Source organism: Bradyrhizobium sp. S3.7.6, assembly GCF_054061875.1.
Genome location: NZ_JBSSEQ010000001.1, coordinates 440,664 through 455,215 on the forward strand (window position 1 = coordinate 440,664; position 14,552 = coordinate 455,215).

The window sequence follows — 14,552 nt, forward strand, 5'->3', positions numbered from 1 at the left end:
GCACCCAGCAAGTGGGCCCCGACGAACGGGGTCCGGAATTTCCTCACCGCTCGCACATGGCCTTTAATGTAAGACCCTCAGGCAGCTTTGTGTTTGCGTTGCCACATGCTTTATCCAATTGCTCCTGGGTCAAATTCCGGACGTCGCTCAGGTTGGCGCCGTTCAGTTTGGTATGCCCTTGGGCGTCCCCCAGGAAGGCGCCGGTCAGGTCGGTATCGAACAGTTTGGCGCCGCTCAGGTCGGCGCGGCTCAGGTTAGCGCGGCTCAGGTTGGCGCGCCAAATAAGGGTAGCGCCAGTCAGGTTCGCCTCGACCAATTCGGCGCCGGTCAGGTCGGTGCCGGTCAGGAAAGCGTTCTTCAGGTTGGCATAGTTCAGGTTGGCGCCGGTGAAGGTGGTGGCTAACATTTTGGAATCGCCGGTCAGGTCGCCGGTCAGGTCGGCGCCGATCAGGAAGGCGTCGTTCAGGTTGGCATAGTTCAGGACGGCGCCGCGCAGCTTGGCGAAGGCCAGATGGGCGCCCCTAAGGTTGGCGTAGCTCAGGTTGGCGCCCCTGAGATCCTCCCTAGCAAGCCACTGACCCGACAGGTTTGCACGAAACAAATTGAATGGACGATGCGCGAGCCCATATCCCCCGACATTTGCAAAGACAACAATCGCGGCGCAGGCACTCAGGAACGTCTTTAAGGACCAAGAGAGCTTCCTGAGCGGCAGCATGAGATGGGCGCCGACGACTGCCGCCGCAACGCCAAGCAGACCTGAACCCCAAGCCGGGAATACGGCGGCTTTCCAAGCAAAGAGCAGCATTGTTAGCGGCAGCAGCAGATAGAAACACAGGCCATTGAAGAGCCGGATCAGCGGATTCTGAAGCGGTCCCAACGTTGGCGCCCGCGCGATCGACATTGACCGAGCGAGCCGGTCCCACCGTTCGCTGTGCTCCACATAAATCTGCAGATAGACCCGCAGCATGATCAGCACCGCCGGCCCCAGCAGCATGAAGCCGAAGAACGACACAGGCCCTGCGAGCGGCACGCTGATCCTTTCACTGCCGCCCAACAGGGCGCTGTCCGGACTTAACAAAGACAGCAGGCAGAACACGGTGGTGCCGAGGAATGTCAGTCCAATGCGCGTTACCTGCTGGGCGGTCTCATCCGCAGCCTTGCCGATGAAATCAGGCGAGAGCTTGCGAAGACCTCGGCGCCGTCCGGTGCTGGGCATGGCCATCAATCCCTGAGGTCGTCGCGCGCCCGCGCAGGACGGGACGCCGGATTAGCTTAAAACCCATTATGAAGCTGGTTTTGAAGTGTTCGCCAAGATGCCCGCTAGTGCTCGCGAGCCGCCGTGCTCTCTAAGTATAACCGGCTTGCGCGGCGTCAGCGCCGATTCGCTCAAGCTTTAGGAGGGAGATCCGCTACGGATCAAAAGCCGGCAGTACTTTGATCGAGCAGAAACTTTCTGCTTGGACCCCGAAAGCCGAAGGGAAATCATTCCCTGCTTCGAGCCTTCCTCACCGCGCCGTTCCATGGCTGAGCAGCTCCGCGCCTCATTCCGAGGCCGGAGCCCGACCACATGCCGAAGCCCACGCCGCTCAGCGCCGCCGACATTGCCGCCATCGAAACCGCCAGAGCCTTCACAGTCCAAATTCTGGTCGGCCGCGAATTCAAGAAGATCGGCCGGCCGACGCTCGCCACCGCCCGCGCCGCCGCGCCCGCACTTGAGTGCGAGGCGAACAACGGTAGGCGCGCAATGATCCATGCCATCGCTGACGGCCGCGCGATCTTGGTGCCGCCCTCCTATCAGCCGGACGCGAAGGCCGAGGCGAAGAAGCCGACCGAACCGGTCAAGCCGAAGGCGCCCGCGAAGACGAAGGCTGCTAAGCCCGCGAGGGCGGTCAAGCCGAAGGCCGATGGCCCGAGCAAGTCCGACATCGCGGTGAAGATGCTCGGGCGCAAAGGCGGCGCGGCGCGGAAGGCGATCGTCGAGGCGATCGGCGGCTGGCAAGTCGATCTCAAGCAGCTTTGCGTGCGGCGCGGGTTGAAGTTGAAGCGGCTCGCAGATGGCAATTTCATCGCTTCCTGAATTGTTGGAGCACGATCGCGCTCCATCAGCATCACTGCCCTACCCGATCGAGACCCCGCCTCATGGGCGGGGTTTTTCGTGGCGGGTCGTCGTCGGTCCCTCGCCGGTCGCGGGCGTCGCCGCCAGGGTCCGGGCTGCTCCCGACGGGGTTCCGGAAAGTCAATTTCGCGAATCCGCACGCGAAACTTGCGCGCCGATCGCCGCCGTGGGGGCCTAGATTTTTCTGATGCCCCCCCCCCCGGAGAGGCCGGGAGGGATTTCAGTGGTTGCGAAGGACAAGCCCACGGTCGCCAGCGACGTAGCGATCCGCCGTCTCCTTCGCCGCGTCGAGTTCACCCGCTGAATTGGCAAGGTGGAATGCCTCGCTAATCATCGCCTGCGCCACGCAGTTCGGGCAGGCACCACGGTTGAAGAGGGTTTCGGCAAAAGCGTGGAACTCGTCGATGAAGTGCTGGATGTCGTGCTGGATGTCGTTGGTGTCGGTCATGGTCGTCCTCCTGTTGCCGGCATCCGGCCGGTGCGGTCATGCGTCGCGCTCGTCGTCCTCGATCTCGCCACCGCGCTCGATCAGCTCCATCTTGGCGAGCACGAACGCGAGCGCTGCATTCCAGCCGCGCTGAAACACCCACCGGTCATAGTTCGGGTGCCGCTCGTTGAACGTCTCCACGTCGATCATGCTGCGAAGCCGGTCGAACTCGGGGATCACGGTCATGGCGCTGCCTCCGGTCGCGGCTTGGCGTCCCGCACCACGACGTGCAGCCAGACCGCACCCGGCGCGCAGGCCAGAATCTGGCGCTCGAAACGGTTCTCGATCTGGATCGCGTAGAACTTGCTCTTCACCGCGAGGGTGATCGTGTCCGCAGTGTGCTCGACCAGCTCGGCCTCGCCGTTGACGAACCAAGCCTGGAAGTTGCCGTCGTTGACGAGCCGGCGCAGCGGCTCGCCAAGCCCGCCGAGCCGGCTTTGCCCGTTGAGCCCCGCGCCGAGCGCGTCAGCGCGCTGGCGAGGTGCGGGGCGGTCCACGGTGTCGCTGTCGTTGCTCTTAAGGTTCTTAAGTGTTTCTTTTAAAGATTCCCCGGCACGGGCGTGCCGGGTTTTCGGACGTCGTTTTGCCGGGTTTACGACGTGGCTTTGCCGGGTTTCTTCGGCTAAAGCCGGCAATGGCGTGCCGGGTTTCTGTCCGATAAACCCGGCATCGGCTTGCCGGGTTTCTGGCAGCGTCAGGGTGTAGTGGCTGGACCGCTTGCGACCACCGCCGACGTCGGTCGAGAGATAGCCGGTGGCCTCAAGCCGGCGCAGCACATAGCGCACGGCGCGGACTTGCAGCCCGGCCGCGCTGGCCAGGCGCGGCATCGACTGCCATGTCAGCATCCGACCGCTGTTACCAAATTCAGCGGCGGAAATGTTCTCGACCAATTGGAGCGCCACCCGCACGCAGCTGCCGGCCCGCAGCCGACGATCGGCCCGCACCGCGTTGATCCAATGGAAGACGGCTACGGTCCTATTCATCCGCCGCCCCGTCGTCATGGCCCTCAGGAGCGGCCGGGTTATTTGGCGCGATGGAAGGGGCTGTAAACCCCGTTTTTGTCGGGCTGAAACGCCTTCCAGATGGTGGCGAGGGGTTGGTCTGCCTGATCCCGGCAATGTGTCTGATCTCGACGGCCTCCTCCGGTGTCGGCAACCGCATCAGGCGGGCGATGCCCTCGTCGTCGCCGTCCTGCGTCACCAGCGCGAGGCCGGGGAATGCTGCGAGGCGGCGCTTTGCCGATGTCCATTTCCGCGCCGTGGCGCCGGGCCGGATCATCAGCATCCACGTTTGGCGATCGCCCCACGTCGAGGCGTAGCCACGGCTGCCGGATATCGTCCAGAGGCGGCAATCGTCCAGCCGCATCGCCCGATGGGAAGCGCTGAGCGCCACGCGCAGGCGATCGAGACAGTCGCGGTCGGCGGCGGCTTCGGCTTTTGACTTGTAGCTGTCGGGCATGTGCGGCTCCTCGGATCGAGGGCCGGCCTTGTGCGATGAGGCGATGCGCTATATTTTCCGGACCACTCGGAAGTGGTTTTTCTCCGGAAAACGACGGCGGCCGCCCCTTTTGCTGCAAGGGCGCGGCCGTCGTCATTTTGTGGGGGTATCAGTCTGGTCATTGCCCGCAGGCGCGGTGAGCGGGCGCTCGATCCAGAACTTGCGGTTGCCGATCACCAGATCAGGCGGCGGAATCTTCCCGTCACGCAGCCACCGGTACAGCGTCACGCGGTGAGTGCAGGGAAACAGCTCCCAGAGCGGGACGTAGCGAATGGCGCTGGTGTCCGACATGGCGAATCGCCTCCATCAATGTCGGGCATCTATATGAAGCACTTCGCGCCGGCTTGCATTTGACTCTTTTCGTCGTTTTTTGTCACACGGCTTTGTAGGCCAGATAGAGCAGCCGCACCCGCTTTACCGCCCCCTCGAACGAGGTTGCAGCGATGTTCAATGTGACGGCGGCTTCCGCAAACGCCTGACGCTCCGAAACCCCTGCCGCGATCGCTTCCGCGATGGCTTCGCAGACGTCCCGCGCGGGTTCGCTGGCGAGGATCGCGTGCCGCTTCCATTTGCCGTCGATGTCGACAAGGCCGTGCCCGGCCAGGGCCACGCGCGCGGCAGCGAATGTAGGGTCCTGCGTGATCTCGCCGAGCACGCGCAGCGTCTGCACGAGTTCTAACGGATCAACCGGGAGGCCGGCCGGTTCGACCAGCCAGTTGGCCGCGCCGCGATGGGGATCGTTGCGGCGGCGTTCCCACTCGGCGGCAAACTGCTCATATTCGCTTGCGTTGCGCGGCGTTGCTTTGCGTGTCATTGACGCCAAGACTACGCCGATTTCACCGAATCTTTGCTAATCCTTAGCTAGCAAAATTCGTGACCCGAAAAGCGTCATGACTACAAGAGCTTGCATAGGGCTTGCCCGTAATCCATAACCACGATCGGGAGTATGGATTCCGGGCTCGCGCTTCCGCCTTCGCTCTTCGAGCTTCGGCGGACAAGTCGCGCGCCCCGGAATGACGGGTGGTGAGAGCGTGCCTCACGCTCCCGGCAAATCCAGGATGCGCTTGGCGACGATGCCGAGCATCACCTCCGTCGTGCCGCCCTCGATCGAGTTGGCCTTGGTGCGCAGCCAGGCGCGCGGGCGGGCGCCCTGCCTGGAGCGCTCGCTCTCCCATTCCAGCGCGTTGACGCCGCCGGCCGACATCAGGATCTCGTGGCGGCGCTTGTTGAGCTCGGTGCCGTAATATTTCATCGCGGACGAGAACGCCGGATGCGCCTGGCCGGCCTTGGCGAGATCGACCGCGCGTTCGGCGCAAGCGGCGAGCGCGGCCTCATCGACGTCGAAGCTCGCGATCCGGCCGCGCAGCATGGAATCGTCGAGCTTGCCTTGTGCATCGGTGCCGACGGAATCCGCCGCGATCTGGCCGAGCGGCCGGCCGACGCCGCGCTCGCCCATGCCTGATATCATCGCGCGCTCATGCTGGAGCAGATATTTTGCGACGTCCCAACCGCGGTTGACCGTGCCGACCACGTGCGATTTCGGCACGCGAACACCGTCGAAGAAGGTTTCGCAGAACGGCGAATAGCCCGAGATCAGCAGGATCGGCTTGGTCGTCACGCCCTTCGAGGCCATGTCGAACAGGATGAAGCTGATGCCGTCGTGCTTCTTCGCGGCGGGATCGGTGCGCACCAGGCAGAAGATCCAGTCGGCGTAGTTGGCGTAGGAGGTCCAGATCTTCGAGCCGGTGATGACGAAATCGTCGCCATCGCTTTCGGCGCGGGTCTGGAGCGAGGCGAGATCGGAGCCGGCGTTCGGCTCGGAATAGCCCTGGCACCAGCGGATCAGGCCCGCCGCGATGTCAGGCAGGTGCTCCCTCTTCTGCGCCTCGTTGCCGTATTTGAGCAGCGCCGGCCCCAGCATCCAGATGCCGAAGCTCGACAGCGGCGGACGCGCGCCCATCCTGGCCATCTCGGCGCGCAGCACCTTGTGCTCGGCGGCGCTCAGGCCACCGCCGCCATATTCCCTAGGCCAGTCAGGCACGGTCCAGCCCTTGTCGCGCATGCGCTCGAACCAGAGGCGCTGCGGCTCTGACGCGAATTTCGTATTGCGTCCGCCCCAGAACACGTCGCTGTCTGAGGTCACCGGCTTGCGCATCTCCGGCGGGCAGTTGGCTTCCAGCCAGGCGCGCGTCTCGCTGCGGAATTTCTCAAGATCGGCGGGTTCAGATTCACTCATGGTCGTTTCCATCAATCAAAAAGACTTGTTGGGCGCGACTCTGAGCCATCGCACCGTGGAATTCAACCACTTCCGTGGCGCTGCATTCGGCTATAGTCGCCGCCACGGCGAGCTTGAAAACAAAGAGGAAATAACAATGCGCCTGAAACTACTTTCGCCTGGCGAAATGAACGAGAGCCAGCGGCAGACCTATGACGAGTCGATTGCCGGCAAGCGCGGCAAGCCGCCGGCGCCGATGATGGCCTGGCTCAACAGCCCCGACATGGCCCGTCACGCCACGCGGCTCGGCGAAGTGCTGCGCTACGACACGATATTCCCCGCCAAGCTTTCGGAGATCGCGATCCTGGTGACGGCGCGGCACTGGACTGCGCATTACGAATGGTATGCGCATAAGCGCCTGGCGCTCCAGGGCGGCATGGATCCTGAGATCATCGACGCGATCCGCGATCGCCGCACGCCTGTCTTCGACGATCCCAAGGGAAAGATGATCTACGACGTCGCGAAGTCGCTGCATGAAGGCCATGGCGTCGAGAAGGGCCTCTACGATGCAGCGGTGAAGGTCCTCAGCGAGCGCGGCGTGGTCGAGGTGATCGGGCTGTGCGGCTATTACACAATGGTGTCGATGACGCTGAACACGTTCGAGTTCGAGCTGCCGGAGGGCGAGGTGCCGGAGCTCTCATAGTTTCGTATCTGGAAACGATGGGTTTCGGGATAGGCAGGTAGCACTGTCCCGGAGCCGGCCTTATCTGGAGTTGGTCAACGGAGCAGCACCATGTCGCAAAGCCCAGCCGTCAATGCCGGCACAAGGATCGGCCACGTTCACCTCAAGGTCGCCGATCTCGATCGCGCGCTCGGCTTCTATTGCGGCGTGCTCGGCTTCGAGCTGATGCAGCGCATGGGCTCGGGCGCGGCGTTCATCTCGGCCGGCGGCTATCATCACCACATCGGGCTCAACACCTGGGAGAGCAAGGGCGGCTCGCCGCCGCCGCCGGGCACGACCGGTCTCTTCCACACCGCGATCCTCTATCCGACGCGGCCCGCACTGGCGGATGCGCTGCATCGCGTGCTGTCGGCCGGCATTGCGCTCGATGGCGCGAGCGACCACGGCGTCAGCGAGGCGCTGTATCTGCGCGATCCCGACGAGAACGGCGTGGAGCTGTATTGGGACAAGCCGAAAGACCAATGGCCGCTCGGGCCGGACGGCAAGCTTGCGATGTTCACGAAGCGGCTGGATGTCGAGGGGTTGCTGAAGCAGCGCGAGGCTTAAATACCGCTCTCTCCTCGTCATTGCGAGGAGCGAAGCGACGAAGCAATCCAGAATCTTTCCGCAGTGGCAGCCTGGATTGCTTCGCTGCGCTCGCAATGACGGAGTGTGTTAAGGCGCCGTCGCGCCTCTATGCCGTTTTCGCTTTTGGCTTCCCCCGCACCATGATCAGCGCCGCGGCCGCCACCTCCAGCGCGATACACAGATAGAACGGCAGCGCGTAACCGCCCGAGAAATCTCGCAGGAAGCCGACGACGCCCGGGCCGAACGCATAGGTCACCTGGTTGATCGCGGTGTTGAGGCTGATCAGCACGCCGAACGAGGCGGAGTCGAATTCCTGCTGCACGATCAGCGACGGCAGCGTGATGAGATTGCCGACCGAGAAGCCGAACACCGCGCAGGCCGCGATCAGCACATAGTCGTTGTGCAAATTGATGACGACGCAAAGCGCCGCCGCCTGGCTCAGGAACGACAGTGCTGCAGCCAGCCGCTGGTTGAGGCGGTCGATCACCATCGAGAACAGCACGCGGCCGATCACCGCCATCGCGGTCAGCACCGCGACCGCCACCGCCGCGCGCTCGCGGCCGATCACGGGATCGAGGAACGAGATCAGGTGCACGATAAAGCCGACCTGCGCGAACAGCACCAGCGCGAACGCAATGGTCACCGTGAGGAAGCCGACGTCGCGCAACGCCCATGCGCGGATCTCCGTCGACGATTGCGGCCTGGCCTTCGCCGTCGCGTGCCAGCCGTGAAGATCGGGCGGCCGGCCGACGAGAAGCAGGATCACCGGCAGCAGCAACACCAGCATGGCGCCGGCGGCCGCGTACATCGCGCTGGCGAAGCCGATGTGGCCGATCAGGGTCACCAGCAGCGGCACGCCGACGATGCCGCCGAAGCTGGCGCCGTTGAGCGCAAGGCTGATCGCCATGCCGCGCTTCTGGTCGAACCACAGACTGATCGTGTTGGTGATCATGGCGAGACTCGTGCCGGCCCAGCCGAAGGCGAGCACGGCATCGGCGAGATAGAGCTGCCAGGGCTCGCGCACCGCGCCGATCGCGACCGCGGCCGCCGCCATCGCCAGCGTGCCGGCGATAAGGCAGAGCCGCGGGCCATATTTTCTGACGGCCTCGCCAACGAAGACGACGAGCAGCGCACCGAACAGATAGAAGAACGTCGTGCCCGAGGAGATCAGCGAGGCCGGCCAGCCCCGCGCGCGCTGGAGCTCGGCGACATAGACGCTCTGGCCGTAGAAACCGAGCCCCCAGCCGAAGGTCGCGAGCAGGAAGCAGACCGCGACGATGCGCCAGCCTTCGTAGCGGAGCGCGGATTCGTCGATTCGGGGCTGTTGAGGATTGTCGAGCATTTGCCGCCTACTCCGTCATGCCCGGGCTTGTCCCGGGCATCCACGTTCTTTCTTCGACGTCCCGAGACGTGGATGGCCGGGACAAGCCCGGCCATGACGCAGCATCTATTATCTCACCTCAGAAAATCACTTCGACCTGGATCGAACTATCAACGCTGCTGACAGCCTCCTGCCAACTCAGATCGCATCCGGGAATTCGCCCATCGCTGCGTCCAGCCGCGCCTTGCGGCGGCGGGCCCAGGACGCCAGCGAGAGCACGGCGAGGCCGAGCACCACCGGCGGGAAAACCACCATGTTCACCGCCGACCAGCCGTAATTCGCCAGCAGCTGGCCGGAGGAGAACGAGCCGATCGCCATCATGCCGAACACCAGGAAATCGTTGAAGGCCTGCACCTTGTTGCGCTCCTGCGGACGGTGCGTCTCGAGCACCAGCGCGGAGGCGCCGATGAAGGAGAAATTCCAGCCGACGCCGAGCACGATCAGCGTGGCCCAGAAATGCATCGCGGTGAGGCCGGAGAGACCGATGCCGGCGGCCACGGCCTCCAGCAGCAGGCCGGCGGCGACGATCTTGGGCGCGCCGAATCGGGCGATCAGCGCGCCCGTGAAGAAGCTCGGGCCGTACATGGCGACGATGTGCCATTGAATGCCGAAATTGGAATCGCTGACACTGAGGCCGCACATCTTCATGGCGAGCGGCGCCGAGGTCATCACCAGGTTCATCATGGGATAGGAGATGACGCCGCACAAAGCGGCCGCGATGAAGCGCGGCTGGGTCACGATGTCGAGCAGCGGCCGGCCGCCGTGCAGATCTGCCGGTGCCGGCTTCGGCATGTCGACGCCGGCGACGATGCCCATCGCGACCAGCGCGACCGCAGCCTGCACCAGGAAGCTGAAGGCGAACAGATAGGGCGACCAGACGTCCATGGTCCATTGCACGAGCTGTGGACCGAGCACGCCGGCGAACACGCCGCCGGCCATCACCCAGGACACAGCTTTCGGCCGGTAGGCCGCGCTCGCGCCGTCGGCGGCGGCGAAGCGATAGGATTGCGCCACCGCGCCGTAGAGGCCGCCGAGGAAGGTCGCGACGCAGAACAACGCGAACGAGGCATGCAGGATCGCGAACGAGCCGAGCACGCCGGTGAGGACGCCGCAGCCGGTGCCGATGACGAAAGCCCAGCGGCGGCCGAAACGGCGCGAGATCGCGCCGGTCGGCAGCGTGCCGGCGGCAAGCCCGACGACGTACATCGACAGCGGCACCGTCGCGAGCGACATGTCGGGCGCGAGCGTCGCGCCGACGATCGAGCCGGTGGCGAAGATCACCGCCGAGTTGGCGCCGGTCAGCGCTTGCGCCGCGGCAAGGCGCACCACATTGGCACGCACGCGGGCGTCGGCAGCGATTTCGTGGGCTGTAGTCACGTCTAACATCGGCATTTCCGCCCGAGAGGACTTGTTGATTCCCGGCACTATGGAGGGGCGCGGGAGGGCGGGCAACCGGCGCAAACGGGCGCAGGCCATGCCTCTGACGCAATCGGGCGGATGATACCGGGCCTGCGCGCTTGACGGCTTGCGCTCGATCAAATCCTATCCGCCGCGATCCTTGGGAGTTTCGTTCATGTCTGTCGACGACCGACCCACGCTCAGCGCTCCCGACGACGATCCCTGGCTCTGGCTGGAGGAGATCGAAGGCAAGCAGGCGCTCGATTTCGTCGCGCGGCAGAATCAGCTGACGCTCGCCGCGTTCGGGGGCGCGGCCTTCGAGCGCGACCGCGATGTCCTCGCGGCGATCTACGATCGTCCCGACAACATCCCCTATGTCAGCCGGCGCGGCAGCGATCTACACAATCTCTGGAAGGATGCCGCCAACCCGCGCGGCCTGTGGCGGCAAACCACGCTGGCGGAATTTCGCAAACCGCATCCGGCGTGGGAGATCATGCTGGACATCGACCAGCTCGCGGCGAGCGAAGGCGAGGACTGGCTGCTGAGCGGGATCGCCACGATGCCGGGACACTCGCGGGCGATTCTGAGCCTGTCGCGCGGCGGCAGCGACGCCGTCACCTTGCGGGAATTCGACCTCGACACGAAGAGCTTCGTTGCGGACGGATTTACGCTGCCGGAGGCCAAGGGCGGCGTGGACTGGATAGATGCCGATACGCTGGTGCTGTCGAGCGCCCACGGCGAGGGCATGGCGACGACTTCCGGATATTCGCGGACCGTTCGCGTGTGGCGGCGCGGCGAGCCCGTCGATCAGGCCCAGGTAATCCTCGAGACCACGGCCGATCACATGGCGATGTCAGGCATGGCCGACGACACGGGACCGGCGCCGCGGGTCTGGATCGTCGACCAGATCGATTTCTTCAATCATGCGATCTGGCTGCGCGATGCGGCTGGTGCGACGACGAAGCTCGATCTGCCGACCGGCATCTGGCTGCAGGCGCATGGCGACTGGTTCGCGATGAAGCTGCGCAAGGACTGGACGGTCGAGGGGCGGACCTACGCCACCGACACGGTGCTCGGCATCTCGCTCTCCGCGTTCCTTTCAGGCCACCGCGATTTCATCGTCCTGTTCGAACCCGGGCCGCGGCAGGCCCTGCAAGGTCTGTTCTGGGCGGCGGGAAAGTTGGTGCTGTCGATCCTCGACGAGCTGCAGCCGCGCTTCGAGATCTTCACACCATCCGCCGGCGGCTGGAGCCGCGAGACGCTTCCCGGACTCCCGCAAATCGGCGTCGTCGACATCTGGCCGCTCGATCGCCATCCGTCCGAGAGCAATGGAGACCTGCTCGCCAATGTGCAGGACCCGCTCACGCCGCCGTCGCTGCTGTTGCTGGAGCGCGGCGTCGCAAGCCCGACCGTGCTGAAGCAGGCGCCGAAGACGTTCACCGCCGACGGCCTCGTGGTCACACAGCACGAGGCGATCTCGATCGACGGCGAGCGCATTCCCTATGTGCAAACGGGTCCGGCCAGCGAGACCGGCGATGCGCCCGTCTATATGAGCGCCTATGGCGGCTTCGCCCATGCGGTGAAGCCGTACTACAACCCCTCGCTCGGCAAGCTGTGGCTCGAGCGCGGCGGCACCATCGTGCAGGCGAATCTGCGCGGCGGTGGCGAGTTCGGCACCCGCTGGCACGACGCCGGCCGGCTCGCCGGCAAGAAACTCTCGCACGACGATTTCGCGGCCGTTGCCGCCGATCTCGTGCGACGCGGCGTGACCAAAGCAAAGCGGATCGCGGCGCAAGGCGGGTCGAACGGTGGCATCCTCATCACCAACATGCTGGTGCGCTACCCCGAGCGCTTCGGCGCGTTGTTCTGCACCATTCCGCTGATCGACATGCGCCGCTACACCAAGCTGCTCGCGGGCGCGAGCTGGATCGCGGAATATGGCGACCCTGATAAGCCCGAAGAGTGGGAGTGGCTGAAGACCTACTCGGCCTATCACAACGTGAAGGCCGGCCAGTCCTATCCGCCGATCCTGATCGCCACGACACGGCGCGACGACCGCGTTCATCCCGGCCACGCGCGCAAGATGGCCGCAAAGCTGCAGGCGATGGGCTACGAGGCCTGGTTCTACGAGCCGGAAGCCGGCGGCCACGGCTACGGCAAGGACAACAAGGAGCGCGCCGGCTTCGAGGTGATCGGCTTCCGGTTCTTGAAGGACAGGATCGGGTGGAAGGACGGGGAGGCGTAGGCGCGCAGCCCCTCGTGGACTTTGATCGCATCACGACGTGAGGCGGCCACTGCTCTCTCATTCCCTCCCCCCTTGCGGGGGAGGGAGCGCACCGCCTTCGTGGCTTAGCGCGAAAACACCAGCGTCAGATTGTTCGCCGGCATCTCGATCGTATCGACGAGGCTCAGCCCCGCTCCGCGGGCGAGCGTCTCGACGTCGCTGATATCACGCACGCCCCATTCGGGATTGCCTTCGCGCAAGGAGGTGTCGAACACGGCGTTGCTGAGCGCGGTGTGCTTGCCGTCGCGCTTGAACGGACCGTAGAGGAACAGCTTGCCGTCGGCCCGCAAGTAACGGCCGGCACCGGCGAACAGGCCCTCGGCCACGCTCCATGGTGCGATGTGGATCACGTTGGCGCAGAACAATGCGGCCAGGCTCGTCGGGCCCTGCCCGCTTCGCATCTCCGGACACCAGTCGGGGTCGGTGAGATCGATCCGCAGCGGCGAGCGGATGTTTTGCAGGCCCGAATGAACGCGCCAGGCCTCGATGCTCTTGAGGTGGCGCTGGTTGAGGTCGCTCGGCCACCAGATCAGGCCGGGCGTGTGCTGCGCGAAATGGACCACGTGCTGGCCGGTTCCGCTGCCGAGCTCGACGACATTGCCGGTCAGGCCTGCGAGATGCTTTTCCAGCGCCGCCCAGAGCGGCTCGTGATTGCGATGAAATGCCGGTGCATCGAGCCGCCCATCCGACTCCACCCGTCCGCCGTCCCTGCCAAATTCGACGACATATTCAGCCAATTGAGGTCCCCTTGAAAAAACGAGAACGGGAAAAAAACACGATGGGCGCCCAAACGCCCCGAAAACAGCCGGCCAGCACCCCTGGCCCGAATCCGCCGGACAAATAAGCTCTTTAGTTGCAATGCGGAAGATATTAACTCCATTTTGCCGCGCGCATAGTCTTGATTGTCAGCCGATGCCCTTTGTGCTTTGGAACACTATATTTCCGCGAACGAGATCATCGACATAACGCCTCGGAATGACGCCTTGACCGCCTTTCCACGGACGCCCGTCCTTTACGTCCTGCTGGCGATCGCCGCCGGGCTTGCCGCAGGCCCCGCGCGGGCGCAATCCGCCGTGGCCGATGGCCAGAAGCTCGCCTTCGACCGCGGCAAGGGCAATTGCCTGACCTGCCACGTCATCAAGGGCGGCGACCTGCCGGGCACGATCGGACCGGAGCTCAAGGACATCAAGTCAAAATACCCTGATCGCAACGAGCTGGTCGCGATCATCTTCGACGAGACCAAGCGCAATCCGCAGACCATGATGCCGCCGTTCGGCCGGAACCGGATTTTGACCGAGCAGGAGATCAGCGCGATCGTTGATTTCCTCCAGACCCTGTGACCGCCGGCACGCCAAGAGAATGTCCAGGAGATTCGAGATGACCATCACCACCGGCCCTCATCCGACGCGGCGCCTGATCCTTCAGGGCGCAGCCGGCGTCGCGCTGCTCGGCCTCGGCAACCTGCCGTTCGCGCCCGCGCGTGCGGCGGCCAACGACAAATACCCGGAAGAAGCGTTCAAGCAGAAGAGCGAGGCGGACGCGATCAAGGCGCTCTACGGCAAGACCGCCGAGCCGTCCGACAAGGTCAAGCTCGACGCGCCCGAGATCGCCGAGAACGGCGGCGTGGTGCCGATCTCGGTGACGACGACGCTCGACAAGGTCACCTCGATCTCGTTCTTCGTGGCCGAGAATCCGAGCGCGCTCGCGGCGAGCTACAAGATTCCCGATGGCACGATCCCTGCTGTCGCCAACCGCCTGAAGATGGCCAAGACCACCAACGTGACAGCGATCGTGGAAGCCGACGGCAAGCTCTACAGCGCGACGAAGGAAGTCAAAGTCACAGTCGGCGGCTGCGGCGGTTAGGA

The 14,552-nt window shown here is 64.6% G+C and carries 17 protein-coding genes; 6 read left to right on the plus strand and 11 right to left on the minus strand.

The window, feature by feature from the left end:
- Positions 1-43: 43 nt before the first annotated feature.
- Positions 44-1,216 carry a pentapeptide repeat-containing protein gene (locus tag ACVJ5M_RS02170; RefSeq protein ID WP_456679243.1) on the minus strand — a complete coding sequence of 391 codons (1,173 nt, stop codon included), beginning with the start codon at positions 1,214-1,216 and terminating at the stop codon, positions 44-46.
- A gap of 351 nt (positions 1,217-1,567) precedes the next feature.
- Here ACVJ5M_RS02170 and ACVJ5M_RS02175 point away from each other — a divergent pair, with 351 nt between their 5' ends.
- Entirely contained in the window at positions 1,568-2,077 is a 510-nt protein-coding gene (locus tag ACVJ5M_RS02175; protein WP_456679244.1) for a hypothetical protein, read from the plus strand.
- A gap of 259 nt (positions 2,078-2,336) precedes the next feature.
- On the opposite strand, the gene ACVJ5M_RS02180 is transcribed toward ACVJ5M_RS02175, so the two are convergent.
- The 7 genes from ACVJ5M_RS02180 to ACVJ5M_RS02210 form a co-directional block, all read right to left on the minus strand.
- Positions 2,337-2,564, minus strand: coding sequence for a hypothetical protein (locus ACVJ5M_RS02180; protein WP_456679245.1), 228 nt, complete (start codon positions 2,562-2,564; stop codon positions 2,337-2,339).
- A gap of 36 nt (positions 2,565-2,600) precedes the next feature.
- Positions 2,601-2,789 carry a hypothetical protein gene (locus ACVJ5M_RS02185; RefSeq protein WP_456679246.1) on the minus strand — a complete coding sequence of 63 codons (189 nt, stop codon included), beginning with the start codon at positions 2,787-2,789 and terminating at the stop codon, positions 2,601-2,603.
- Positions 2,786-3,586, minus strand: a complete 801-nt coding sequence (locus tag ACVJ5M_RS02190) for a hypothetical protein (RefSeq protein ID WP_456679247.1) — start codon at positions 3,584-3,586, stop codon at positions 2,786-2,788. Before ACVJ5M_RS02190 ends, ACVJ5M_RS02185 begins: the two co-directional genes overlap by 4 nt.
- On the minus strand, positions 3,579-4,061 hold the full coding sequence (locus ACVJ5M_RS02195) for a hypothetical protein (RefSeq protein ID WP_456679248.1): 483 nt from the start codon (positions 4,059-4,061) through the stop codon (positions 3,579-3,581). Before ACVJ5M_RS02195 ends, ACVJ5M_RS02190 begins: the two co-directional genes overlap by 8 nt.
- A gap of 132 nt (positions 4,062-4,193) precedes the next feature.
- Positions 4,194-4,391, minus strand: a complete 198-nt coding sequence (locus tag ACVJ5M_RS02200; protein WP_456679249.1) for a hypothetical protein — start codon at positions 4,389-4,391, stop codon at positions 4,194-4,196.
- Between the two features lie 82 nt (positions 4,392-4,473).
- Positions 4,474-4,914 carry a hypothetical protein gene (locus ACVJ5M_RS02205; protein ID WP_456679250.1) on the minus strand — a complete coding sequence of 147 codons (441 nt, stop codon included), beginning with the start codon at positions 4,912-4,914 and terminating at the stop codon, positions 4,474-4,476.
- Positions 4,915-5,136: 222 nt separating this feature from the next.
- A complete protein-coding gene (locus ACVJ5M_RS02210) occupies positions 5,137-6,336 on the minus strand; it encodes an acyl-CoA dehydrogenase family protein (RefSeq protein WP_063979958.1) in 1,200 nt (399 codons plus the stop codon).
- Positions 6,337-6,472: 136 nt separating this feature from the next.
- Between ACVJ5M_RS02210 and ACVJ5M_RS02215 the strand changes: the two genes are divergently transcribed.
- Both ACVJ5M_RS02215 and ACVJ5M_RS02220 read left to right on the plus strand, forming a co-directional pair.
- Positions 6,473-7,018 (plus strand): carboxymuconolactone decarboxylase family protein, encoded by a 546-nt coding sequence (locus ACVJ5M_RS02215; RefSeq protein WP_063985937.1) that lies wholly within the window; start codon positions 6,473-6,475, stop codon positions 7,016-7,018.
- 90 nt (positions 7,019-7,108) lie between these two features.
- A complete protein-coding gene (locus ACVJ5M_RS02220) occupies positions 7,109-7,603 on the plus strand; it encodes a VOC family protein (protein WP_063979959.1) in 495 nt (164 codons plus the stop codon).
- A gap of 127 nt (positions 7,604-7,730) precedes the next feature.
- On the opposite strand, the gene ACVJ5M_RS02225 is transcribed toward ACVJ5M_RS02220, so the two are convergent.
- The gene (locus ACVJ5M_RS02225) at positions 7,731-8,966 is read right to left on the minus strand and encodes an MFS transporter (RefSeq protein ID WP_063979960.1); all 1,236 of its coding nucleotides are present in this window, start codon (positions 8,964-8,966) and stop codon (positions 7,731-7,733) included.
- A gap of 177 nt (positions 8,967-9,143) precedes the next feature.
- Positions 9,144-10,391: an MFS transporter gene (locus ACVJ5M_RS02230; protein WP_063985939.1), complete on the minus strand. Its 1,248-nt coding sequence runs from the start codon at positions 10,389-10,391 to the stop codon at positions 9,144-9,146.
- Positions 10,392-10,578: 187 nt separating this feature from the next.
- On the opposite strand from ACVJ5M_RS02230, the gene ACVJ5M_RS02235 reads away from it, so the two are divergent.
- The gene (locus tag ACVJ5M_RS02235) at positions 10,579-12,648 is read left to right on the plus strand and encodes a prolyl oligopeptidase family serine peptidase (RefSeq protein ID WP_063985940.1); all 2,070 of its coding nucleotides are present in this window, start codon (positions 10,579-10,581) and stop codon (positions 12,646-12,648) included.
- 104 nt (positions 12,649-12,752) lie between these two features.
- Here the strand turns inward: ACVJ5M_RS02235 and ACVJ5M_RS02240 are convergent, their stop codons facing one another.
- Positions 12,753-13,424, minus strand: a complete 672-nt coding sequence (locus tag ACVJ5M_RS02240) for a DUF938 domain-containing protein (RefSeq protein ID WP_063979961.1) — start codon at positions 13,422-13,424, stop codon at positions 12,753-12,755.
- A gap of 246 nt (positions 13,425-13,670) precedes the next feature.
- Here ACVJ5M_RS02240 and soxX point away from each other — a divergent pair, with 246 nt between their 5' ends.
- A complete protein-coding gene (soxX, locus tag ACVJ5M_RS02245; RefSeq protein WP_028151969.1) occupies positions 13,671-14,027 on the plus strand; it encodes a sulfur oxidation c-type cytochrome SoxX in 357 nt (118 codons plus the stop codon).
- A gap of 37 nt (positions 14,028-14,064) precedes the next feature.
- Complete coding sequence (gene soxY, locus ACVJ5M_RS02250) at positions 14,065-14,550, plus strand: thiosulfate oxidation carrier protein SoxY (protein WP_063985941.1); 486 nt, start codon at positions 14,065-14,067, stop codon at positions 14,548-14,550.
- The last annotated feature ends 2 nt before the right edge of the window (positions 14,551-14,552 follow it).